At 56.8% G+C, this 23,853-nt stretch carries 22 protein-coding genes; 5 read left to right on the plus strand and 17 right to left on the minus strand.

The window, feature by feature from the left end:
• Positions 1 to 33: 33 nt before the first annotated feature.
• The 4 genes from BW958_RS00965 to BW958_RS00980 are packed head-to-tail and all read right to left on the minus strand — an operon-like array spanning position 34 to position 2,719.
• A complete protein-coding gene (locus BW958_RS00965) occupies positions 34 to 579 on the minus strand; it encodes an NAD(P)H-dependent oxidoreductase (protein WP_076573454.1) in 546 nt (181 codons plus the stop codon).
• A gap of 41 nt (positions 580 to 620) precedes the next feature.
• Positions 621 to 929 (minus strand): DUF1330 domain-containing protein, encoded by a 309-nt coding sequence (locus tag BW958_RS00970; protein ID WP_076573456.1) that lies wholly within the window; start codon positions 927 to 929, stop codon positions 621 to 623.
• A 41-nt stretch (positions 930 to 970) separates the two neighbouring features.
• Positions 971 to 1,918 carry an aldo/keto reductase gene (locus BW958_RS00975; protein ID WP_076573458.1) on the minus strand — a complete coding sequence of 316 codons (948 nt, stop codon included), beginning with the start codon at positions 1,916 to 1,918 and terminating at the stop codon, positions 971 to 973.
• Positions 1,919 to 1,972: 54 nt separating this feature from the next.
• The gene (locus tag BW958_RS00980; RefSeq protein WP_076573460.1) at positions 1,973 to 2,719 is read right to left on the minus strand and encodes an SDR family NAD(P)-dependent oxidoreductase; all 747 of its coding nucleotides are present in this window, start codon (positions 2,717 to 2,719) and stop codon (positions 1,973 to 1,975) included.
• A 134-nt stretch (positions 2,720 to 2,853) separates the two neighbouring features.
• On the opposite strand from BW958_RS00980, the gene BW958_RS00985 reads away from it, so the two are divergent.
• Positions 2,854 to 3,813: a LysR family transcriptional regulator gene (locus BW958_RS00985; RefSeq protein ID WP_076573462.1), complete on the plus strand. Its 960-nt coding sequence runs from the start codon at positions 2,854 to 2,856 to the stop codon at positions 3,811 to 3,813.
• A 69-nt stretch (positions 3,814 to 3,882) separates the two neighbouring features.
• On the opposite strand, the gene BW958_RS00990 is transcribed toward BW958_RS00985, so the two are convergent.
• The 4 genes from BW958_RS00990 to BW958_RS01005 form a co-directional block, all read right to left on the minus strand.
• Positions 3,883 to 4,944, minus strand: a complete 1,062-nt coding sequence (locus BW958_RS00990; protein ID WP_076573464.1) for an NAD(P)-dependent alcohol dehydrogenase — start codon at positions 4,942 to 4,944, stop codon at positions 3,883 to 3,885.
• 131 nt (positions 4,945 to 5,075) lie between these two features.
• Entirely contained in the window at positions 5,076 to 6,266 is a 1,191-nt protein-coding gene (locus tag BW958_RS00995; RefSeq protein ID WP_076573466.1) for an MFS transporter, read from the minus strand.
• 28 nt (positions 6,267 to 6,294) lie between these two features.
• On the minus strand, positions 6,295 to 6,732 hold the full coding sequence (locus tag BW958_RS01000) for a cyclophilin-like fold protein (RefSeq protein WP_256701748.1): 438 nt from the start codon (positions 6,730 to 6,732) through the stop codon (positions 6,295 to 6,297).
• Positions 6,733 to 6,824: 92 nt separating this feature from the next.
• Entirely contained in the window at positions 6,825 to 7,898 is a 1,074-nt protein-coding gene (locus tag BW958_RS01005; protein ID WP_083687204.1) for an alpha/beta hydrolase, read from the minus strand.
• A gap of 199 nt (positions 7,899 to 8,097) precedes the next feature.
• Here BW958_RS01005 and BW958_RS01010 point away from each other — a divergent pair, with 199 nt between their 5' ends.
• Both BW958_RS01010 and BW958_RS01015 read left to right on the plus strand, forming a co-directional pair.
• The gene (locus BW958_RS01010) at positions 8,098 to 8,982 is read left to right on the plus strand and encodes a LysR family transcriptional regulator (RefSeq protein WP_076573468.1); all 885 of its coding nucleotides are present in this window, start codon (positions 8,098 to 8,100) and stop codon (positions 8,980 to 8,982) included.
• A gap of 163 nt (positions 8,983 to 9,145) precedes the next feature.
• Positions 9,146 to 10,861, plus strand: a complete 1,716-nt coding sequence (locus tag BW958_RS01015; protein ID WP_076573470.1) for an NAD-dependent malic enzyme — start codon at positions 9,146 to 9,148, stop codon at positions 10,859 to 10,861.
• 50 nt (positions 10,862 to 10,911) lie between these two features.
• Here BW958_RS01015 and BW958_RS01020 read toward each other — a convergent pair whose 3' ends face one another.
• Positions 10,912 to 12,117, minus strand: a complete 1,206-nt coding sequence (locus BW958_RS01020; RefSeq protein WP_179078798.1) for a methyl-accepting chemotaxis protein — start codon at positions 12,115 to 12,117, stop codon at positions 10,912 to 10,914.
• A gap of 899 nt (positions 12,118 to 13,016) precedes the next feature.
• On the opposite strand from BW958_RS01020, the gene BW958_RS01025 reads away from it, so the two are divergent.
• A complete protein-coding gene (locus tag BW958_RS01025) occupies positions 13,017 to 14,255 on the plus strand; it encodes a uracil-xanthine permease family protein (RefSeq protein ID WP_076573474.1) in 1,239 nt (412 codons plus the stop codon).
• A gap of 51 nt (positions 14,256 to 14,306) precedes the next feature.
• On the opposite strand, the gene BW958_RS01030 is transcribed toward BW958_RS01025, so the two are convergent.
• The 8 genes from BW958_RS01030 to BW958_RS01065 all read right to left on the minus strand — a co-directional run bounded on the left by BW958_RS01030 (position 14,307) and on the right by BW958_RS01065 (position 23,480).
• Positions 14,307 to 15,227: a hydrogen peroxide-inducible genes activator gene (locus BW958_RS01030; protein ID WP_076573476.1), complete on the minus strand. Its 921-nt coding sequence runs from the start codon at positions 15,225 to 15,227 to the stop codon at positions 14,307 to 14,309.
• A 124-nt stretch (positions 15,228 to 15,351) separates the two neighbouring features.
• Positions 15,352 to 16,962, minus strand: coding sequence for a diguanylate cyclase (locus BW958_RS01035; RefSeq protein ID WP_076573478.1), 1,611 nt, complete (start codon positions 16,960 to 16,962; stop codon positions 15,352 to 15,354).
• Between the two features lie 397 nt (positions 16,963 to 17,359).
• Positions 17,360 to 18,328: an alpha-L-glutamate ligase-like protein gene (locus BW958_RS01040; RefSeq protein WP_076573480.1), complete on the minus strand. Its 969-nt coding sequence runs from the start codon at positions 18,326 to 18,328 to the stop codon at positions 17,360 to 17,362.
• Position 18,329: 1 nt separating this feature from the next.
• Complete coding sequence (locus BW958_RS01045) at positions 18,330 to 19,868, minus strand: inactive transglutaminase family protein (protein WP_076573482.1); 1,539 nt, start codon at positions 19,866 to 19,868, stop codon at positions 18,330 to 18,332.
• A gap of 3 nt (positions 19,869 to 19,871) precedes the next feature.
• Positions 19,872 to 20,666, minus strand: coding sequence for an ATP-dependent zinc protease family protein (locus tag BW958_RS01050; RefSeq protein WP_076573484.1), 795 nt, complete (start codon positions 20,664 to 20,666; stop codon positions 19,872 to 19,874).
• Positions 20,667 to 20,718: 52 nt separating this feature from the next.
• Positions 20,719 to 21,696, minus strand: a complete 978-nt coding sequence (gene cmoB / locus BW958_RS01055) for a tRNA 5-methoxyuridine(34)/uridine 5-oxyacetic acid(34) synthase CmoB (protein ID WP_076573486.1) — start codon at positions 21,694 to 21,696, stop codon at positions 20,719 to 20,721.
• Complete coding sequence (gene cmoA / locus BW958_RS01060; protein WP_076573488.1) at positions 21,693 to 22,424, minus strand: carboxy-S-adenosyl-L-methionine synthase CmoA; 732 nt, start codon at positions 22,422 to 22,424, stop codon at positions 21,693 to 21,695. Before cmoA ends, cmoB begins: the two co-directional genes overlap by 4 nt.
• A 177-nt stretch (positions 22,425 to 22,601) precedes the next feature.
• Positions 22,602 to 23,480: a DUF72 domain-containing protein gene (locus BW958_RS01065; protein ID WP_076574070.1), complete on the minus strand. Its 879-nt coding sequence runs from the start codon at positions 23,478 to 23,480 to the stop codon at positions 22,602 to 22,604.
• Between the two features lie 99 nt (positions 23,481 to 23,579).
• On the opposite strand from BW958_RS01065, the gene BW958_RS01070 reads away from it, so the two are divergent.
• Positions 23,580 to 23,831 carry an FmdB family zinc ribbon protein gene (locus BW958_RS01070; protein ID WP_076573490.1) on the plus strand — a complete coding sequence of 84 codons (252 nt, stop codon included), beginning with the start codon at positions 23,580 to 23,582 and terminating at the stop codon, positions 23,829 to 23,831.
• The last annotated feature ends 22 nt before the right edge of the window (positions 23,832 to 23,853 follow it).

Below are 23,853 nucleotides of genomic sequence, written 5' to 3' on the forward strand. Positions count from 1 at the left end.
TCAAAAGAGGAAAAAGGGTTGTGCTAGCGCAACTTACGGCAGCAATACGCTACCAAGCGGCGCGTTTAGGCGCTCAGTAAACGCAGCCTGAAAGTGCCCAAGGTCAGATTCACTGCGCCCCATCGCCTCATAGAAGGCCAGTGGTTGGTTGTAGCTCATGCCGACATAGTAGGCGCTGGCTTTCATCGGGGTCAGCACCTCATCCATGCTGCTCTTGATGAGCCCGGCGTTTGAGTAGGTAAATTCGCTGGCGCCGGCGGTGACCACGACCTGCATCTCTTTACCCTTGAGCGCGAAGCCGCTGCCAAATGCCCAGCCGTAAGCCCACACGGCATTGAGGTAGGCCTTGAGCATGGGAGTGAGGTTGAACCAGTGGATCGGGAACAGAAACACGATGCGATCGGCCTGCTCGGCGGCCTGCTGCTCGGCTGCAACGTCAAAGCGGGAGAGATCGCTACCGTAGAGCTGCTCGAGGTTGCGCACCGTCACACTGCCTTGCTGCTTTGCGGCCTGTTGCAAGGCCATGATGGCGGTGGATTGTTCGGGGTAGGGGTGAGAGACGATCACCAGGGTTTTCATAACGGGTCCTTCAAATGAGGTCAATGTAGAAGCGTGTTGGGTTAAGCGTGTGCGCCCGGTGCGATGCCTTCGACCAGATAGGCGTGGCTTTCGGCTGCTGCATGGCGGTAGCCGATAATGGCCTGATACTCGGCACTGTCATGCCAGGCGTGAGCCTGCTCGGCGCTGGGGAACTCCAGAATCACGGTCAGGCCGCGCGGTCCGGTTCCCTCCAGCACCTCACTCTTGCCGCCCAGCACCAGCAGCTTGCCGCCATAGGGGGGATAGGTTTGGGCCACTTTCTCCTGATAAGGCTTCATCCCTTCAGGGTTGTGAATCACGACATCGACGATGAAATAGGCGTTGGCCATGGTTGGTACTCCTGCGTTCAGTAAAGTTCGGGTCTGGCCAATCAGGCCATGGGTTGTTCCCAGGCGCCGCGGGTATCAACCCCGGTTGCGCGAGCCAGCGTTTCCAGTTGCGCCATCTCGGCATCGGTCAGCCGGATGGAGGCAGCCTGCGCCGCATCGGTGACATGGTGCACCTTGGTGGCGCCAATAATCGGCAGGGTGCCTTTGGCAATCGCCCAGGCGATGGCAATGTGCGCGGCAGTGGCGTGATAACGGCTGCCTATCTCGGTCATGGCAGTGGTCAGGGTGTCGAGTTGCGCCAGCACCTTGTTGTAACTGGCGGCGCGGCCACTGCCTTCCGGTAGCGGATTTTGGCTGTTGTAACGGCCAGTCAATGCCCCTTGCTCAAGCACCATATAGGCAAAGAAGGTGATGTCGTTTTGTTTGCAATAGTCGAGAATGCCGGCCTCTTCCGAAGAGCGATACAGCAGGCTGTAGTGGTTTTGCACGGCACTGATGGCAAAGCCTGCCGTGCCCAGAATCTCGTTGGCGCGTTTGATTTGCGCCAGATTGTGATTGGAGACGCCGACCCGCTTAATTTTCCCGCTCTTAAGCAAAGGGATCAGGCCCGGAGTCCACTTCTCCACATCGTGCGGATTGTGAATCCAGTAGAGATCGATGTAATCACCGCTAAGGCGCTGCAGGCTGCTCTCGAGCATGGCCGCCACGGGCGCGTCAGCGCGCTCGTCAGCGATTTGCGGCGTAAATTTGGTGGATAACACGAGCTCATTACGGGCGTGCTGTTTGACCAGCTTGCCGAGGGCGGTTTCAGAGGTGCCCATCCCATAGACGGCGGCGGTGTCCCACAGGGTCAGACCTGCCTGCAAAGCAGCCTCAAATACGGCCTGCATCTGATCGTCGGTAAGGTGATTGCCAAAAACCTGATCGCCACCGGCAAAGCCGGCTCCCCAAGACCAAGTGCCCAGTGCGATGGGTGAAAATGTGTTCATTTATGTATCTCTGTCAGAATGAATATTGAATGTTGGTACTGCTACTGGCTTAAATTAAATTCCGAAACCGCCATCTACAGCGTAATGGGCCCCGGTGACATAACTGGCATCGTTTGATGCAATAAATGCGACAACCGCAGCGATTTCTTCGGCTTCACCAAATCGTCCAAGTGGAACAACTTGGGTGACTGCATGTTCATAATTGGTTGCATCTTCTGCGCTTAAACCCAACTTGTCATATAATGGTGTTTTCACTGCACCGGAAGCGACACTGTTGACACGAATACGGTGCGAGGCTAGCTCCTTTGCCCATGTGCGGGTCAGGCTCAACACGGCTGCCTTGCTGGCCGTGTAGATGGAGTTCATTGGCATCGGATTGTTGACCAGACCACTGGTGATATTGACAATATTACCTTTTGATTCGCGTAAAAAAGGGATGGATTGAGCGCTAATATCAATGAGTGCTCTGACATTTAAATTAAAAGTATTGTCATAATCGACAAGGTTGACATGCTCAATAGGCGTCAATGGTGCAATGCCGGCATTATTTACCAAAATATCTAGCTGGCCAAAGCGTTGATTTATTTCGCTCAGTGTGGATGCAATATCTTCGGACTTCATTATGTCTGCGATGATATAGTGAATACTTGAATGTCTTGATGCACTCTCTTGTAATGTTTTTTCACTGCGTCCAACAATTACCACCTCGGCACCATTTTTTGCCAATTCAAGAGCTATGGCGCGGCCGATACCTGTGCCGCCTCCAGTGACTAGATCAATCTTCTGTGACAATTTATTCATCTGATAACACCTGTTGATAAATAGATGGGCGGGTTTGTGTTGCTGTATTATTGCCCACCACATTAATAACCATAAGGTGCCTTATGGTTGATGGATTGGTAACCTAAGGTTGTTGATCATCAAGGGAGCGGGAGATGGAGATATCACAACGGGTTCGCGCCATTTTGTCGTTTGTACAGGCGGTGGACGTCGGCAGTTTTGCGGCGGCGGGCCGTGCGCTTGGCATCAGTTCGGCGGCAGTGAGCAAGAACGTGGCCAGCCTTGAGCAGGCGCTGGGCGTGCGCCTGATGAACCGTACCACCCGCACCCTGAGCCTGACCGATGAGGGGGCGGTGTTTTTACGTCAGGCCCGGATCGCGCTGGAGGCGCTCGATGCGGCCGTCGATGTGCTGGCCGAGCAGCGGGTCGAGATCGGCGGCCACGTGCGTATCTCTTGCAGCGCCGGATTCGGGCGCGAGCATCTGCTGCCGGTGTTGCCTGCACTTCAACAACGTTATCCGGCGCTGACGGTCGAGGTCGATTTTGACGACCGGGTGATCGATCTGGTGCGCGATGGCTATGATCTGGCCCTCAGGGGTGGCCAGATCGTCGATTCGGCCCTGGTGTCGCGCCCCATCTGTCGCCTGCCGATGGCGCTGGTGGCCTCTCCCGCTTATCTGGCTCGCGCCGGCGTGCCGACCACGCCCGAGGCGCTGCGCTCACACCGTCTGATTGTGCGCCGTTTTCTGGGGGGAAAGGCCTCGCCCTGGCAGTTTCGCGATGGGCAGGGCAATCAGATAGCACTGGAGCTGGACGGCGCTGTGCTGACCCTGTCGGCGCCCGAGGCATTGGTGCAAGCCGCAGTGCTCGGCATGGGGGTTGCTCAGGTGGGACTGCATACCGCCTGGCCCTACCTGCGTGATGGGCGGCTTCAGGCGCTGTTACCTGGTATCCACTATCCGGGCAACTACGAGATGGTGCTGCAATACCCGCACCGTGCTCTGATTGCGCCGCGCGTGCGTGCCACCATCGATCATCTGCTGGATGCCTTTGCAAGCGATGCGGCGCTGCACGTGCCGCTGCATGCACTGGAGGAGTACGCCTGTCGCCCATAAGTGTCTTGCTGTTCATGGACTTAACGGGGAAAGAGGCCGGCCACAGCCACGGTGGGCCGGCCAGCTGGGTCAGGCTTGCGCCTTGAGGGTGGCCATGTCGATGACAAAGCGGTACTTCACATCGCTTTTGAGCATGCGCTCATAGGCGTCGTTGATATCCTGCATGGCGATAACTTCGACATCCGACACGATGTTGTGCTGACCGCAAAAATCGAGCATCTCCTGGGTGGCCGCGATGCCACCGATCATGGATGCCGCCACCGCCTTGCCACCAATGACCATCGGCATGGTGTTGAGTGCCGGCTCAAGCGGGCCAAGATAGCCCACCAGCACCAGCGATCCCTTGAAACGCAGGGTCGGGATATAGGCGTTGATATCGTGCACGTAGGGTACGGTGTCGACAATCAGGTGAAAATGACCGGCCACCTGAGCCATCTGCGCTGCATTGGTGGAGATCACCACCCGGTCGGCGCCGAGACGATAGGCATCCTCCTCCTTGCCGGGAGATCGGGTAAACAGGGTGACCTCCGCCCCCAGCGCCTTGGCCAGCTTGATAGCCATGTGCCCCAGACCACCGAGCCCCACCACGGCGACACGGCTGCCGGGACCGATCTCGGCATTTTTTAGCGGCGACCAGGTGGTGATGCCGGCGCACAGCAGTGGCGCAGCCGCTTGCAACGCGAGGTTGTCGGGGATACGCACGACAAACGACTCTTTGACCACCACCTTCTCGGAGTAACCGCCCTGAGTCAGAGTGCCGTCGATGCGATCGGGCGCGCCATAGGTGTATGTCGCGCCGCCGCCGCAGTGCTGCTCATGGCCTTCGCTGCAGGCATCACAATGGCCGCAGGAGTCCACCATGCAACCCACACCGACCCGGTCGCCTACCTTGAATTTGCTGACCTGACTGCCGACGGCCATCACCCGGCCGATGATTTCATGGCCCGGTACGATGGGATAGCTGGTCCAGCCCCAGTCATTACGGGCGGTGTGCAGGTCGGAGTGACAGACGCCGCAATAGAGGATGTCGATCTCCACATCGTCGGGGCGCAGTGGTCGGCGTGTGATGGGATGTAGCGCCAGCGGTGCAGTGGCCGAAGTCGCCGCATAGGCTTTGACGGACTTAATCATGACTGTCTCCTGTAAATCGGCATTGAAAGCCGGTTGTTGTTCTGAGGTGGTCTGCCGCCCTCTAACGGGGCGCTGGGTGCAGGTCCGGTTGCACTGTGTGTGATGACTAATGAGTTCGAATGCGCTCTGGCCTATTGGCTCAACACGGCGGGTCTGAGCCGGTTGCCATTGCCGACCACCAGAGAGGCGGCGGCCAGTAACAGGGCACTGCCTATAAAGGTGGCACTGATCGAGAGAGAATCCAGCAGCCATCCTCCTACGGCAGCCCCGAGCGTGATGGCTAGCTGAATCGCCGCTACCATCAAGCCGCCGCCGCTTTCCGGCGAATCGGCGATGCCTTGGGTTATCCAGGCCGACCAGGCCACCGGGATGGCCGAGTTCAGTGTGCCCCAGAGGATCAGCATCAGGGCCACACTCCAGACGTGATGTTCCACCGCCAACAGGGCCAGCGTGATGATGCCAAGCACCAGCGGCAACCCGCGCAGCATCCGGTAAAGATGGTGGCGCAGCAGCATGCTCACGGCCGTGGTGCCGGCAAAACCGGCCAGTCCGAGTGCCAGCAGCAGTGCCGAGAGTTGCGGCAGGTTGACCTGGGTGCGCGTCTCGAGAAAGGGGCGAAAATAGGTAAACGCACTGAAGGCACCGGCAAAGGTCAGCATCACTCCCATGATGGCAAAGGCCACATTGGGGCGCCGCAGCAGGCGAAACGCACTGGGTGGTCGCGCTTGCGAGCGCATCGAAGGCAGAGTGAGCGCCATCCACAGCAGGTTGACGATCACCAGCGGCACCAATAACCAGAACACCCCCCGCCAGCCGATCACGCCACCCAGGTAGCTTCCAAGCGGGGCCGCAAAGGCGGTGGCCACGGCATTGCCGGTATACATGATGCCAAGGGCCTTGGGGACACGGTGGCTGGATACCAGCCGCATGATGGTGGCCGTTGCCAGTGCCCAGAACCCGCCAACGACGATTCCAAGCAGGGCGCGCGCCACCATCAGCACGGCAAAGTTGGGACTGACTGCAATCACGATCAGTGAAGCCAGCATCACCGTTGCCAGCCCCATCAGCACATGGCGGCGATCCAGTCGGTGGCACAGGGTGGCGATCAGCAAGCTGGTCGGCACGGCAAACAGACCTGAAATCGAGATGGCAAGACCGGCCATGCCGTTGCTGGCCCCAAGGTCTGTGGCGATCGGTGTCAGCAGGCTGACAGGCATAAATTCGGCGGCAATCAGCAGAGCCACGCACAGGGGCATGGCGACAACCGCAGACCAGCGTTCGCGGATTGGCGCCGGCGCAGAGGAAAAATGAGTGGTATTCATAACGTGACCTGAAGGTATCGTGAGGCAGTTATTCGAGCGCTTCGATAGTGATGCTGGTCGCCGGGACGGCCGTGAGGTGGGCAAGACCCGATTCAATGCGTCCTAATTTGATAAGCCCGGCTGAATAGCCAAAGTCCCGGTAGAAGATCGCCAGATTGCCCCATGGGGCGTAATAGGTGATATCGCCTACCTGCGGATCCATGCCCTTGGGGGCGCCCTGAGTGGTTAATCGCTGCGGCAGATAGGCAATCTTCTCGGTTCCGGCGTAGTCCTCAAGCGGTAGCGTCAGGGGGAGCATGGCAAAAAAGTCCCGGGCGCTTTGGCTCTCTTCCAGCGCGGCCGTGATGATCTGGCCGGCTACCGTCATCTTGATGTTCATGGTTTCTCCTTGGTGCTGACTGGCGGTGGTGGCTGCACTAATCATCAGAAGCAGGGCGGTCGCAGCGGCGAGTACAGGATTGGTCATCACCTTTCTCCCTATCCGTTTCTTGTCAGTCGGGACGCGCCGGCGCCACCGCTTAGAACAACGCGGCGAACAGATCGCCGCGTTGCTGGCCGTTACTTCAGGTTGGTCTTGAAGAACTGCTCAATCTTGTCAAACGGGATCTTGTCCATCTGGTCGTAGAGATCGACGTGATTGGCTCCCTTGACGATAACCAGCTCCTTGGGCTCGTTGGCTGCCGCGTAGGCCGTTTCGCTAAAGTAACGTGAGTGAGCCTTTTCACCGTGCACCAGCAGCAGCGGACGCGGCGAGATCTCCTTGATATAACTCAAGAGCGGCATGTTCATAAACGAGAGTGGGGTGGTCTGGGTCCACGAGTTGCCGGAATTGACCGCCCGAGCGTGGTAGCCGCGCTTGGTCATGTAGTAGTCGTGGTAGTCCACCAGAAACTGCGCCTCACCCCCCTTGAGCGTGTTGTAGGGCGGTTGGTAGGCCGGGGTGCCGTGTTCGGCATCCTGCCAACGCTGCTGGCTCAATTGCTCAAGGCGCTGATTGCGCTCCGCTGCGGTCATCTTATCGAAGTACCCCTTAGCGGATACCCGTGATATGTCATACATGGTGCTGGCGACCACGGCTTTCACCCGCTTATCCACGGCGGTGGCATTGAGGGCCATTCCGCCCCAGCCACAGATGCCGATGATGCCGATGCGATTGCGATCAACTTCTTTTTGCAGACCGAGGAAATCAACCGCAGCGCTGAAATCTTCGGTATTGATATCAGGCGAGGCTACATTGCGCGGTTGGCCGCCACTCTCACCGGTGTAGGAGGGGTCAAAGGCCAGCGTGGCAAAGCCGCGTTCGGCCAGGGTCTGGGCGTAAAGGCCACTCGACTGCTCTTTCACCGCGCCAAACGGACCGCCTAGCGCAATGGCTGCCAGTTTGGCGTCTCCCCGGTTTTTCGGCAGATAGAGATCAGCGACCAGCGTGATGCCGTAGCGGTTCTTGAAGCTGACTTTACGATGATCAACCTTGTTGCTCTGGGCAAAGGTCTTATCCCATTGGGTCACCATGGAGATCGGTGCGGTGGGATCGGAAGGTTGTGCATGGCTCATTGTGGAGACTCCGGTTAATGCTGCGCCCAGCAGCAGGGCAGACGCGATAGCTGTCAGCTTCTTGGGTAGAACATTCATGGCAAAGCTCCTTGAAATCGGATGTTTGATGCGTAGTCCTGATGGTGGGGTTGCTGGTTTTGTGACCCACGAAGCGCATTTTAGTTAGAACTATGGTTGATGATTAGAGGCGGTTTTTTGCTAAAATTCATGCGTATTTGTTATGAATGACCCTCTCTGTACCGACTGAGCTGGGCAGGAAAAACCATGAGGTGACACGATGACGGGCCGCGAGAACTACAACGATCTCCACGTGTTTATGCTGGTGGCGCGAGAGGGAAGCTTTACCAAAGCTGCAGCCAGATTGGGGCTGGCCCAGTCCGGGGTTAGTCGCACTGTGCGCGAGCTGGAAGCCCGGCTCGGGGTGCAATTGCTGATGCGCACGACCCGCAGCCTCTGTCTGACTCAGGCCGGTGAGCAGCTATACCGCACGGTGCAGAGCAGCTTTCAATCCCTCGATGCGGGGCTTGCCACCCTTGCTCACTATCGCGATACCCCGTCGGGAACGGTGCGCATCAACGCCAGTCAGCACGCTATCGATACGGTATTGCTGCCCAAGCTGGCCATCTTCAGACAGCGTTATCCGGACATCCGGCTGGAGCTCATCAGCGAAAACCGTTTTGTAAACATCATCGATGAGCGCTTTGATGCCGGCGTGCGGCCGGGCGATGAAGTGGATGAGGGCATGGTCGCCGTGCGCATTTCACCTGATCTGGAGATGGTGATGGTGGCAACACCGGATCATTTTCTGCAGTACGGTTTTGTGCAGACGCCGGCTGATCTGGCAGGGCATCCGTGTATCGCCTACCAGTTTGCCGATGGCAGCCTCTATCAGTGGGAGCTGTGGCAGGAGGGCAAACTTATCAAGCACCGGCCGCAGGGGCAGTGGGTTTTCTCAGATAGCTATATGGAGGCCGCCGCGGCCAGAATGGGGCTCGGATTGGCCTATGTGCCCAAGGATATGGTCGCTGCCGATATCGAACATGGCGCCCTCATCCCGGTCTTGCAGAGTTTTAGCCATCGTCTGGATGGGCAGCATCTGTACTACCCTCACCGCAATGTTTCACCGGCGCTGCGGATGGTGATCGATGCTTTAAAAATCTGACCAGACACGGCACTGGGATAGCTGGCGCCGATAGCTGGACTTGCACGGCAGTTTATGTGGCGGCTCACAAAATGCGGATAGTAAACGTCATATAGTTGATTTCATTATCACTCTTGCTCTTCGGGCATGATTGCCCCTGTTTCACCGCAACAAGAGAATGACTATGGCAACTGGACAATATCTGCTCTGGAAAGATGCAGAAGGGAGTGCGTTTCGCCCGGTTTCCCTGACGGGGACGGATCTTCTCAACAACCGTTTTCTGAACAAAGGTACCGCCTTTACCGAGCAGGAACGCGCCGATTTCGATCTGGAGGGGTTGCTGCCGCCCCAAGTACAAACGTTTGAAGCCCAGTTAGAGCGGGTTTATGAAGGCTTCAAGAGTGCCGGCAGTGATATCGAGAAATACCAGAACCTGCGCGCGCTGCAGGACAGAAATGAAACCCTCTTCTATGCCCTGCTGTCGCGTCACGTCGAAGAGATGACGCCTTATATCTACACCCCGACCGTGGGCAAGGCGTGCCAGGAGTTCAGCCACCGCTTCCAAAAACCGCGCGGACTCTATATTACGCCGCAAAACGTCGATGACATGGCCAGCCAGGCCCGTCACTTCGACGCCAAATCCATTCGCATCATCGTGGTCACCGACAGCCAGGGGATTCTGGGTATTGGCGATCAGGGGGTGGGCGGGATGGGGATCCCCATCGGTAAACTGGCGCTCTATACCCTGGCGGCCGGTATTCACCCCGCTTGCTGCCTGCCGATTGCGCTCGATGTGGGCACCGATAACCAGAAACTGCTCGATGATCCCATGTACCTCGGTCAGCCGCACAAGCGGATGCGTGGCAAGGAGTATGAGGAGTTCATCGACAAGTTCGTACAAGGGGTGAAGCGCCATTTCCCCAATGCCGTGCTGCAGTGGGAAGATTTCAGTAAGTCCAATGCGTTCAACAACCTGGAGCATTACCAAAAGTCGCTGCCCTCGTTTAACGATGATATTCAGGGCACCGGCGCCGTGGTGTTGGCCGGTATCATCGGCGCGGTCAAGGCCAAGGGGGAAACCCTGTCCGAGCAGCGTTATCTGGTCTACGGGGCTGGCGCTGGCGGGGTTGGCGTCGCCGACCAGATCTGTGCCGGCATGATCCGTGAAGGGCTCGATCCGCAAGCGGCGCGCGATCGAATTTATATCCTCGATACCCAGGGGTTGGTGTTTGACAATCGCGAGTCACTCGATGAGTACAAGCGCCGTTATGCCAAACCGGGCACCATGCTCAATGACTGGCAGACCGAAGAGCCGGGTAAGGCCAGCCTGACCGACGTGCTGCGTAAGGTTCCTATCACTGTGCTGCTGGGTACCAGTGGCTCGGGGGGCGCTTTTAAAGAGGAGCATATCCGCCTGATGCTTTCGCACAGCGAACGGCCCATGGTGTTCCCGCTCTCCAACCCGACCGCCAATTGCGAGGCGCTGCCCGAGGATATCTACCGCTGGAGTGACGGTAAGGCCATTGTTGCAACCGGCAGTCCGTTTGCTCCGGTGGAGCATAATGGTCGCTCGGTACGCATTGGCCAGGGCAATAACGTGTTTATCTTCCCGGGTGTGGGATTGGCATCGATTGTCAGTCAGGTTAGCGAGATCACGCCGGACATGTTCACGACCGCTGCCTTTGCGCTCGCTGAGTGTGTGCAGGATGAGGATCTGGCGCTAGGGACTGTCTATCCACCGATCCGCGACCTGCGCTCCATCTCGGTCCAGGTGGCGACGGCTGTGCTCAAGGACATTGTGCGCCGGCAACCGACCCATCCCCTGATTGGTCAGGATCTGGAACAGCATATTCACAGCCACATGTGGGAGCCGGTCTACCTACCTTATCGCAAGGTGTGACGGCAACTCTTATAAAGAAGCAAGGCTGCCTGCGGGCAGCCTTTTCACTATCAGCGTGATACCCGAAACTCGGCAGCCAGGGTTTGAATCTTCTGACTCTCCTGCTCGACATCGCTGATCTGGCGAATACTGTGCTCGGCCAGCGACAACGTGTGGTGGGCAATATCGGCCACTTGAGTGACGTGACGGCTGGTCTCTTCGGCGACCAAAAATTGCTGCTCGGCGGCGGTGGCAATCTGGGTATTGAGCGAGGTCAGGTGATCCACCATGCTGACAATGGCCTGTAGCGTGGCCCCGGCCACGGTTGCTTGTTCAACCGCCTGTTCACTCAAGCGATTAGTCTCGTGCATGGTGCTCACCGCTTGATGGGTGCGTGACTGCAACTGCTCAATCTTTTGCTGAATTTCAACCGTGGCACTTTGGGTCCGTGTGGCGAGCTGGCGCACTTCGTCGGCAACCACGGCAAAACCACGGCCAGCCTCACCGGCACGGGCTGCCTCAATGGCGGCGTTTAACGCCAGCAGATTGGTTTGATCAGAGATAGTGCGGATGACGCTGAGGATATCGCCGATCTGGCCACTCTCCTGCTCCAGACGGTTGATGGTCTCGGCCGCTTCGCCAATCTCTTTGGCCACCTCATGAATCAAGGTGACGGTTTCGGCGACGCGCGCCTGACCTGCTTCGGCCTCGTGCTGAGCGCGGCCGGTATCATTGCGAGCTTCGCCGGTATTACGGGCAATCTCCTGCACTGTGCTGGCCATCTCGGTCATGGCGGTGGCTAGCGCATCGGCGTTGGTTTGCACCTCGGTCATGCCGTGGCGGGTCTGGGTCATCTGCTGCTGCAGAGTCATGACGTGACGTATATTGTGCCCAGAAACGCTTTGCACCGTAGCTATCAGGTGATCAATCTGATCGATGAAGGTGTTAAAGCTGCGCGCCACATGGCTGAACTCGTCATGGCCCACAACTGGCAGGCGAAACGCCAGATCCTTGTTGCCGCGGTTGAGGTTGTCGAGATTGGCTGACAGGCGAGTCAATGGTGTCATCACTTTACTGACCAGTGCCAGCAAAATGAGCAGGATCAGCGCTCCGGTTGCCACTGCCAGCAGGACGGTGCGGGTTTGCAGCTGCTTTTGCAATTCATCGGCTTGGGCAAGGTTACGGCTGCGCAGCTGTTGTTGCGCCGTGAGGGCGCCTGCGACCTGCTCGGCAATCCTGGCAGAAAGATCATCAAAGCCATCACCGCTTCGTTTCATCACCGCATCCCCGGCACTCTTCCCTTCGTGCTGGTAGGCGGCAACCATCTGTTGACCAGTTTGGCTTTGCTGGTTCAGTAAGGGAGTCAGTATGGGCGCCAGGTCTGACAAGGTGGGTAGTAATGAATTGGCCGCCGCAACATGGGCATTGGCTTCATTGATGGCATCACTGTCCCCAGTGAGTGATGCGTCAGTTAAAAACTGCTGGATCTGCGTGGTATGATAACGAAGTTCCTGAAGTTGCTCATATTTTTGGTTTATTGATTCGGTGTTTTTATTTATGTCTTTGATATTAGACACCATTTCATCTTGTATCAGGTTGGAGATAATAAGAGTTGAAATGATGAAAATGAGCGCCGAAGCGGTGAAACGGCGTAGAGAAAAGTGCGCTAACCATGCCTGCATCAGATATCCCTATGAGATTGCTTAAAAATAGATGCATTCTAACCGGCCCGAATCGCCTGACTAGCGGGATAATTCAGCTAAATTTTAAATATTTCATAACCTTATGGACGCATCATTGATAAATGATACGTATCATCGTCTGGGGTCTATATATCGTTATCCACTTAGGGTTAACAGTGAGTCGGCATGCTCTTCCAAAGTGAGTTATAAATAGCCTCAAGTGATGCCTTTTTGTGGTCATTACACTCCCGTTTAGACTTCCTTGCAAAAAAGCGGCGATGAAAAGCGATTGCCAGCCTTAACATATGTGCGTAAAATCGCGTTCTCGATGCTTGAAGCAACGAACCCCCTCTAATTTTCGGTTTAATGCCCCCCACAAGCAGGATCTGATAACGAAGTAGCCAAGCTAGCGCGCTTTGTTGTCAATGGAAGTTCCTGAGTCGCCATAAAAGTGCCAGTTTTAGCCACTAGCGACAAAAATCCTAAGGATAACCATGTTTTCCTCAATCAAGCAAAGCATCGCGGGCCTGCAGATCCTGTTTGTAGCCTTTGGCGCCATGGTGCTGGTACCGCTCCTGACCGGGCTCAACCCCTCGATGGCGTTACTTGGTGCCGGTGTTGGCACCCTGCTGTTCCAGCTCTGCACTCGCCGCCAAGTGCCCATCTTTCTGGGCTCCAGCTTCGCTTTTATCGCCCCTATCATTTACGCCACCCAGACCTGGGGATTGCCCTCCACCATGTTTGGCCTGTTTGCCGCAGGTTTTATGTATTTCATCCTGTCGGCGACTATCCGGGTGCGTGGCATGGGGCTGGTAAACCGCCTGTTGCCGCCGGTGGTGATTGGTCCTGTCATCATGGTCATCGGTCTGTCGGTCGCTCAGGTGGCTTGTAATATGGCCATGGGCCGTGCCGGTGGCCAGCAGGTGATCCCGCTCTCCACCTCCCTCTCCTTGGCCGGTATCTCGCTGGCGGTGACCCTGATTGCTGCCGTGTTCTGCCGTGGCTGGGTCAAACTGATTCCGATCCTGTGTGGTGTAATTGCCGGCTATGTCAGCGCCGTACTGATGGGACAGGTCAATTTTGATGGGCTGGTGAATGCCGCCTGGCTGGCGATGCCCCACTTTGTGACGCCCGAGGTGAACTGGGCCGCCGCGCTCTTTATGCTGCCGGTGGCGATTGCGCCGTGTATTGAACACATCGGCGGTGTGCTGGCCATCGGTGGTGTGACCGGTCAGGATTACACCAAGAATCCGGGCCTGCACCGCACTCTGGCCGGTGACGGCCTCGGCGTCTGCTTTGCCGGCCTGATTGGTGGCCCTCCTGTGACCACCTATGCCGAAGTGACTGGCGCTGTGATGATCACTCGCAACTTCAACCCGGTCACCATGACCTGGGCGGCGGTGTTCGCCATCATCCTGGCCTTCTTTGGCAAGTTTAACGCCCTGCTTACCTCCATACCGATGCCGGTGATGGGCGGTATCATGCTGTTGCTGTTCGGATCGATCGCGGCCATCGGTCTTAAGACCCTGATTGAAGCCAAGGTCGATCTGGGCCTGTCACGCAACATCGCCATCGTGGCCATTACCCTGACAGTCGGTATCGGTTCGCTGGAGATGAAGATCGGTGACTTTGCCCTGGCCGGTGTCGGTCTGGCCTCAATTGCTGCCATCCTGCTCAACCTGGTGCTGCCGCAGCGCTCGGCAGAGGGGGAGATGGCCTCTGCCCGTGATTAAGTGAATCGTTAGACTGTATCAATGTTGAGGCCACCTTCGGGTGGCCTCTTCTTATTGTGCGTCTGCGGCTTTGGGGCAAACCAGAGTGCGCAGCAGCTCGGCAATTTTGTAGAAGGTCTGGACCCGGGTGGTACTCGGTCTCCACACCAGACCAATCTCCCGTGACGCCTGTTCACCGGGTGGGGGGAGGGCAATCAGGTCGGTGTTGTTGAGGATGCCGGCATCAATGGCCATCTGTGGCAAAAAGGTGGTACCCAGTCCGGCACCGACCATCTCGACCAGCGTATGCAGGCTGGTAGCGGCAAACGGGTTGATCTTGTCTTTGTCGCGCAGTTGACAGGCGCTTAGGGCGTGCTCGGTCAGGCAGTGCTCACGTTCGAGCAGGAATATGCTCTGATTGGGTAACTCACGGTAATCAAACGGGGTGTGCAGGGTGGCCGCCAGCTCGCGGCGCATCACCATCTTGAACGGATCTTCTCCCACCGACTTGCAGTGAAAACCGCCCACATCAATGGGTAGCGCCAGGATCAACAGATCCAGCTCACCGTGCTCGAGCAGTTTGAGCAAATTAGCGGTGGTGTCTTCGCGTAGCAGCAGCTCAAGCTCGGGATAGGTGTGACTGCAGGATTTGACCAGTCGGCTTAGCAGGAAGGGGGCAATGGTGGGAATGCAGCCAAGGCGGATAGAGCCTTGCATCACGCCGCCCTGATTCTGCCCAAGCTCCATCATGTCGCGGGCATCGGAGAGCAGGTGACGGGCCCGCTCCACAATCTCGAGCCCAATAGGCGTCATGATAAAGCTCTTGTGGTCACGCTCGACCAGCTGCAGGTTCATCATCTCTTCGAGATTCTGAATCCCGGTGCTTAAGGTGGACTGGCTGACATGGCACGCCTTGGCTGCGCGATTGAAATTCTTGTGTTCGTCGAGCGCCACCAGATAGTGCAGCTGCTTGAGACTGGGCCAACGTTGCATAGGAAAAACCGATTGGGTGAGCAGGGATGGTTCAATAATACCTAAGCTAACATCAATCAAATGGCGCTGTCCTGCAAAACAACTTGCCCTGGCGCACGTTTCGCTCAATCGGCGCGCTCGATGTTTAATTCTGAGCTGATGACATCACGGTGGGGCTGGATGCGTTAACCAGATGGCGCTGCAGGTTTTCTGTGAACTTGTGATCGTCGAGCAAGATGTGCTGAGTAAACAGTTCATGGATAACAAAATGGAAGATGGCCGCGACATCAATATGACTGCTGCGGTATTGACTGAGCAGATGATCGGCCCGCTCGAGTAAATTGCGATGAATGTTTCCATGCAGCTGCGCCATCTCGAGGTCGAGTTGTTTCAGCAATGCCTCTTCATCGGTGAAGTGATGGCGGACCATGTCAATGAACTCCAACATGGCAGCAATGACGCCGGCATGTTGCTGATTATCCAAGGCCAGTAACCGGTTGGCACTCACAAACAAGTTGCGGTGCTGTTCATCAATCTGCGCGTCGCCACACAGATAGGCATCGCGCCAGACCAGCTGGTAGACCCAGCTTTTTTCCATCGCCCCTGGCCTCTGAGTGAAGGCGATCCCATCGGCGCAAACCTGATTACGACCACTCTCCTTCGCGTGATAGAGCGCGGTATCGGCACGTTGAAACCACTCGGCCCAACTGTCGGTAGAGAGACACGCCGCGACACCCACACTCACCGTGACCGTGCGTCCGATAGCAAATGGATGGGCGGCGACGTGCTGGCGCAATCGCTCGGCTATCGCCAACGCCTCAGTCAATCCGGTCATGGGCAAAATGGCCAGAAACTCTTCACCGCCCCAGCGGCCCAGGATATCGGTATCGCGTAGTTGCGGTGCCAACACACGGATAAATTCACGCAGCACCCGATCTCCGCCATCATGACCGTAGTGATCGTTGATCTTCTTAAAATGGTCCAGATCAAACAGGATCACCGTGGCAGGGTGTCCATTACGTTGTAACTGGGCTATCTCCCTGGCCACCACCTCTTCAAGGTAAATGCGGTTCCAGCAGCCGGTAAGGTGATCGCGCAGGGCCGTATTGAGCAAGCGGGCATCGGAGCGCTCTTTGGTCATCATCAAAAATCCGATCGTGACCAACACGATCACGACGAAAACCAGCAGGTAGGTGACTCGCTGCACAGTGGAGGACTGAAATGCCCCATTGAGTGAATCCGGATGAACGATTGCCGCATAACAGCGGGTGATTAGCATGAGGATAATCACGCTGATGCCGCATGCCATCAGGTTGCGTCCCCGAATGGGCGAGTCAAAGCGTGCAGCGAGCAGGCGGTAGTTAATCAAAAGGTTTTGTGCGGCAAAAATGCCGTTGGCGATCACGATGCGGTGCTGAATGTTATCCATCGAAAAGGCAAAGCCGATGGCAACCAGCACCGGTGGGGCAAGCAGCCATGAGGCTGGGCAGCGCATCTCGCGAAAACGACTCACTGCAAGCAGAAACAGGGAGTGCGACAGGCCAATAATGGTGTTGGCAACGATGATGGAGATCCAGTCGGCAATGGCACCTCGCATCGCCAACAGCATATAGCCAACACCATGGGCACACAGGGCCAGGGCAAACGAGCGCAAACCGTCGCGATCGTCCTTGGCTATCCAGCCGATGGCCAGCGCAAGGGAAAAGCTGATCATGATGACCATGACGAACACGGTCTTGATGTCGAGACTGAACATGACGGGACGCTCCGAAAGATCATTCACAATACAGACATCGTGTGCTGGGCCAGATGAACACATCATCACAGAGATGACGGATTGTTAATCGATGGTAGCACAACCCTTGCAGAGTGAAGTTTCTCGGGTCACTGTCGATGGTTTTGCATGTTGAATCAAGTGAAATGCTGATGAAGCAGTAATTTCAGCCATTTTTATGGCAAAAACGAGGCTCTTTTGCTGCCATTACAGCTGAATTTATGGTGTGAATAGCATCAATAGATCCCGAAGAGGGAAAGTGATGAGAGGCCTATAATGAAAGGTATCAGAAAGGATAATTGGGTTTTACTTACTCGGGCCGCAGAGGAATAAAAGTAAAAAGGAGACCATTTGGTCTCCTTTTTGTCGCAACATATTATTACTCGACATCGAACACGCCAAAGTGCTCCTTGGCGTAGGCTACCCGCTGGGGCGGGGTCATCTTGGAGTTGCCCAGTTTTTCCACCGCCTTGAGGTTGGGTAGCAAACCGCGGCCGTTGGCAATCTGAATCGCCAAACCCGGACGGGCGTTTAGCTCCAGCAGCATGGGGCCGCGATACTTGTCGAGCACCATGTCGGTACCGATATAGCCCAGCCCCGACATCTCGTAGCAGGAGGAAGCCAGCGCCAGCATGGTGTCCCAGTGAGGCACCTTGAGCTCATAGAGATCGAGGCCGGTATCAGGATGGTAGCGGATGGGCTGACCAAACTGCACGGCGCGCAGAGCGCGGCCGGTGCGCAGGCACAAACCTACCCCCACGGCGCCTTGGTGCAAGTTGGCCTTGCCGTCCGAGGCCGAGGTGGACAGACGCATCATGGCCATCACCGGGAAACCCTTGAAGATAATAACCCGCGAGTCAGGCACCCCTTCAAACGAGTAACCGTCGAACACGTCGTCGAAGTTGATGAGATCTTCCACCAACACCTTGTCCGGCTTGCCCCCGAGGGAGTAAAGACCGGCCAGGATGTTGGAGACGTGGCGCTCGAGATCCTGCACCGTTTCAGCGTTGCCATTGGGCTTGTAGTAGAGCCCGTCGGCGTGGCGCAGAATCACCAGGATCCCCTTGCCACCCGAGCCGCGTGCCGGTTTGATACAAAAGCCCGGCCACTCTTTGACCATCTCGGCAATCTTGTTCACTTCGTGCTGCTCGCGGATGGTGCCGATCAGTTTCGGCACCGTCACGCCGGCATCCAGTGCGATGCGCTTGGTCTTGAGCTTGTCATCCACCAGCGGGTAGTTGCTGCGCGGATTGTAGCGGCTGATATAGGAGTGGTTCCGCTTGTTCATGCCCAGGATGCCCGCTTCGCCGAGCTTCCAGGGCCAGGTGTACTTTTCCCAGAACCACATCTTAGTGCTTGTCCTTGTCGCCGTGGCGGGAGGCATTCATCTCATCGACCAGCGGTTTGAAGCGCTTGAGCTCGCTGAGCTTATAGCCGGTGTAGTTACCCATCAGCAATACGGTCGCCATCAGCGCCAGTTGCAGACCCAGGAAGTTGAAGGTCAGGTGGCGAATCAGTTCGTTATCCATGGCGAGGTAAGCGAGTGACGCAACCAGCAGCGAGCCGCCGCCTTGCTTGACCACTTCCTTCGGACCCTCTTCTTCCCACAGAATTGACATCCGCTCGATGGTCCACGAGAGGATGATCATCGGGAAGAAGGTGATCTTCATACCGTCGGTCAGCCCCAGCTTGAACGCCAGCGCCGAGAAGATCCCGATCATCGAGATAACCATGATGATGACTGCCGATATCCGTGCCACCAGTAGCAAGTTAAGTCGTGACAGGTAAGAGCGAATAATCAGACCGGTGCCGACAATCAGCAGGAAGCCGACCAGACCGGTAATCAGCTGGGTCTGGATAAAGGCCAGCGCAATCAGCACCGGCATAAAGGTACCGGAGGTCTTGATACCGACCAGCACGCGCAAGAACACCACCATCAGCACGCCGATCGGGATCAGCAGCAGACCCTTGAACAGGGTTTGCTCTTCGAGCGGCAGGCTGTGGATGGAGAAGTTGAGCCAGTCAGACTTGTCATACTTCTTGGCCAGCGCCACGCTCACCGGCTGCTCTTGCTCGATCATCGAGAAGGTAACACGGGAGTTGTGGCCGCCGGTGACGTCGATCAGCGAGCCGGAATTGTACTCCCACAAAAGCAGGTTGGACGGTTGGCCCTGTTGACCGGTCTTGGGGTCAAACAGTTGCACGTCCTTGCCATTGAAGACTTGCAGGTAATCCACCAACTCCTGACGACGGCGACCATCCTCAAGCTTGAGGGCATGCACCACACGGGCAGGTACATCGGCATTATTGAGCAGCTGGGCAATCAGATTGGCGCGGCGCTTGTGGTTTTTCAGCAGCTCGGCATTCTGGTTCTGGTTGTCCATCTCCTTGATGATTTCACGGGTGAGGGTGAAGGCATCGGCGGAGCGCTCCTTGGCACGGTCCAGGATCTGGGCCATGGCAGTGGCATAGGGCTCACTCTCGATCTCTTTTTCGATGGCCGGTGGCGTCGGTTGCGATGAGGGCTTGGCATAGGCGTCGGCCATCATGTCAGCGCGATAGTAGAGCTCCTGGCGGCCGGTGGCAGAGCGGATCGACCACTCGGCGCGGGCATCACCATTCTTTTCCACAAAAGAGAGGCCGTAACCCGGGCTCGCGGCGTTCTCGTTCATCAGGGTGAAACCCTGCTGGGTACCGGGAATCGCCAGTGAAGCGATCACCGGTTCGCCGGTCGCATCAAACTCCAGCTTGGACTCGATAGACCAGATCTGGCGTTTTTCACCCGGTGTGAACGGCACATCAAGGGCAAAGTGATGATAAATGGTGGTACCAAGGCCTACCAGATAGAGCAGGGCCACCAGCAGATAGAACGGCTTGCGCGAAACCATGGATTACTTTACATCCTTGAGCTGCGGTTTGGGTTGGATATATTCGCGGGCCACGTCGACCACGGCGATGTCTTTAAGGAATTCGCGGCCCAGCAGCACGGGGAAGGCCATGTCGCTACGGTCTTTCAGAGTAAATTCGGACTTCTCGGTCATGTCACCCAGACGCACGGTCAGGCGCACCACCGGACGGCGGTCCAGCTCATCGGCCGAGGCCTGACGAACCCGCACATGACGCACCAGCGGCGCTTCGATCTGGATACGATCTTCGCTGTTCTGGTGGCTCAGGAAGAAACGCACCCAGTTCTTGCCATTACGCTCGAAAATGGTGATGTCCTGGGCACTGATGGAGGAGGTGGTGGCACCGGTATCTACCCGCGCCTGGAATGCATCGTTAGCGGCATCCACCCAGATCCACTCGGCTTCACCCACCATCAACTTGCCATCCATCGCATGGCCTTGCTGCGGGACAGGGCATTTTTGCGGCGGAATCACCTGCGGCTTGGGCGGCTCTTTGGGCAGGGTTTCAAGCTTGTCGTCCATCTTGTTGACGGTCTCTTTCATCTGCTTGAGGTCATTAGTCAATTTTACAATCAAATCAGATTGTTGCTGGATAAGCTGTTTTTGTTGCAGCGACAGGCCGGACTGCACGCGCTGTTCGCTCAGCGACAATTCATTCTTGATGTCAGCCAACGAGGCTGCCGGTGCTGTCTCCACCTTGTGGTTGGGGGCAACACACCCGCCCAGGGTGAACATCGAAAGCAGGGTCATTCCTTTAAGTGTGCTGTTCATGTGCTTCATTTGAATGGGCTTCCTGGAATGGGGTCAGTGTATCTTTCAATACAGGCAACGGCTAGTCTCTGGCCTTGCGGGCAAGCAGAACTGCCCGCTTGGGTGCCGGATATCCTTCCACCGTGAGCTGCGGGTTGACCGGATCGAGGTAGTCACTCAAGGACTCATTGATCATCCAGTCGGTACGACGCTGCTCGTCGGTGCTGGTCATATTTTCATCAACAATGCGGACATCAGTAAAGCCGCATCGCTCCACCCAGCGTTTAAGGGCAACGCTGGAGGGAATAAACCATACATTGCGCATCTTGCCGTAGCGATCGGCCGGCATCAGCACATCATTCTCGCCGCCATCGATCACCAGCGTCTCGAGCACCAGCTCACCGTCATCACGCAGCTGATCGCGCAGCTGTTCAATATGCTCGATGGGGGATTTGCGGTGATAGAGCACCCCCATGGAGAAGACGGTATCAAAGGCGCGTAGCGCTGGCAGCTCTTGAATCCCGAGTGGTAGTAGATGAGCACGTTGACTGCCACCGAGAAAATGGCGGATGGCCTCGAATTGGCAGAGAAACAGCGGGCTCGGATCGATGCCGACCGCCAGCTTGGCGCCAGCTCCGACCATGCGCCAGAGGTGATAGCCGCTGCCGCAGCCTACATCCAGCACATAGCGTCCTTCCAGTGGGCTGATGTGGGGGTGCACCCGATCCCACTTCCAATCGGATCGCCACTCGGTATCGATATGAATGCCGTGCAGATGAAACGGGCCCTTACGCCACGGCATCAGCTGGCGCAGCAGGCTTTCGCATTTCTTGCGCTCTGATTCGCCGAGGCTCTGCGCATCACCGATTATCACGCCATGGTGGAGATCGATGGTGCCATGTGCCGAATAAGGCAATTTGGTCAGCACGCGTTCCCAGCGCGGCAGGTCGCCGTGCTGGTTGTCATGGCGCCAGGTGTGCAGCTGCGCCGGCAGGGTGTGTAGCCAGTGGCTGAGCCGGTTTTTGGCAATCAGCTGGTAAAAGTTGGCAAAGTCGATCATGGCTGCTTGATGGCTACCAAAGAGCCGAAGTTGAAACACTGGAACCAGAGATCCACATGGGCAAAACCGGCTTCTGCCAGTCGTGCTTTATGAATCGCTATCGAATCGGTACGCATCACGTTTTCAAGGGCGGTGCGCTTTTGGCTGATCTCAAGCTCGCTGTAGCCATTGGCCCGCTTGAAGTCGAGATGCAGGTCGATGAGTAGCTCATTGATGTTGCCATCTTCAAAGCGGAATTTTTCGCTCAGCACCAGCAACCCGCCGGGCTGCAGGCCATCATGGATGCGCTTGAGCAGTGCCAGACGGCGCTCGGGATCGACAAACTGCAGGGTAAAGTTGAGCACCACGACCGAGGCGTTCTCGATCGGGGTATCGCAGATATCCCCTTCCACCAGCTCGACCGGCAGCCCTTTATAGGCAGCCAGATGCTGGCGGGCACGCTTGATCATCGCAGCAGAGAGATCCACGGCGGTGATGGTGCACCCCTCGGCCGACACATGACGACGCATCGACTGCGTCGCAGCGCCTATCGAGCAGCCGAGATCAAACAGGCGGGTATGCGGCTTGGCATAACGCGCCGCCATCATACCGATGGCAGCGACGATGTTGCTGTAGCCGGGAATGGAACGCTCAATCATGTCGGGAAAGACTTCGGCGACCTGTTCGTCAAAGCAGAAGTCACCCAGCTGGGCGATTGGAGCGGCAAATATCTGATCTTTGGAATGCATGTCGTGCAACCTGATTGTCACCCTAACAGCCTAGATGCTGGCCAGAATGGCAACCCAAAACCTGTTATGGTGCGCTAATCGACCTGACTTGGGTTCAAGCCAGGTTCAGAATGGGTTAACGAGGCGCTAGTGTAGAGGATTGGTGTGCGTTTGTCTTGAGAGGTGACCCCGCTCACATTAAAAAAAGTGGCCCACCGTGGCACCCGCTCCCAAGTCGAGCTGGCCCTGCCTTGCGCAATCGTTTTCTCCGATAAAGGCAGGTAGAGGGTGACCGAGCGCCAATGCAATCTGGCGGGCCAGCTCCGGTGCCTGGGCGTTGTCAGCGGTGTGGATGAACAGATAGAGATCTTTGCCCTCGCCAAGCCACTGCTGCCAGCGGGGCAGCCAGCTTTGCAGAAACGGCAGATTGTCACTCACCACCGGCAGGCCGATAAAGCGCACTACTGGCGCCTGGGCCGTAGCCAGCACATGCACGGGCAGTTGTGGTTTTTTCCCCTGCGCATCCATCAGAGCCCGAGTGGTGGCGGCTACCGAGAACAGTGGCCGACTGTCGAGCATGATGCGATTAACGGCCCGCTCTATCAGCAACCGGTTCAAGGCGCGCTCGGCATCTCCCTTGGCAAAAAACTCGGCATGGCGCACCTCCAGCGCATAGGAAAACCCGCTCGGCAGGCGTGACAAGAAGGCTTCGAGCCTTGGTAAACCCGCCGGGCCAAAGCGTGTGGGCAACTGCAGTTTAAGCAGCCCGAGCCGGTCGTGCAGCGGCGCCAGCAGGTTGATAAAGGCCGAAACGGCACTATCAACCCCTAGCAGATCACTCTGGTGGCTGATGGTCTGGGGAAACTTGAACGTAAAGCGAAACCCATCACTGGTGGCATCGCGCCAGCGCAGCACGGTGTCGGGCGTTGGGCTGGCGTAGAAGGTGGTGTTGCCCTCAATGGCGTTGAACACCTTGGCATAATCGGCCAAATGCTCGGCCGGTTTGCTACCTACACCCAGCAATGTGCCGGGCCAGGCGGGGTGACTCCATTGGGGAAGACCGAGATAGATAGGCATAGTGACAATAACGCGCCAGTGAATGCATCGGGCCATTTTACCCAGCCTGCGCTTTTCCTCTATAATACTCCGCCTTTGTTAACCAAATTCTTGTGACCCATGCCTATCTACGAATATCGTTGCGATAACTGCGGCCATGAATTGGCTAAATTGCAAAAGCTATCCGATACCCCCCTGACCGACAGCCCATCTTGTCAACAATCAGCACTGGTCAAGCTGATCTCCGCCGCCGGCTTCCGGCTCAAGGGATCGGGGTGGTACGAGACCGATTTCAAACCGGGCAAGAAAAAGAATCTGGCCAGCTGTGAATCAGACGGTGCTTGCCAGTCGTGCCCGGCGGCTCAAGGTTAACCGTCTTTCATTATTCGAAGGA

This window comes from Aeromonas sp. RU39B (genome assembly GCF_900156095.1).
In the GTDB taxonomy this organism is placed as follows: Bacteria; Pseudomonadota; Gammaproteobacteria; order Enterobacterales; family Aeromonadaceae; genus Aeromonas.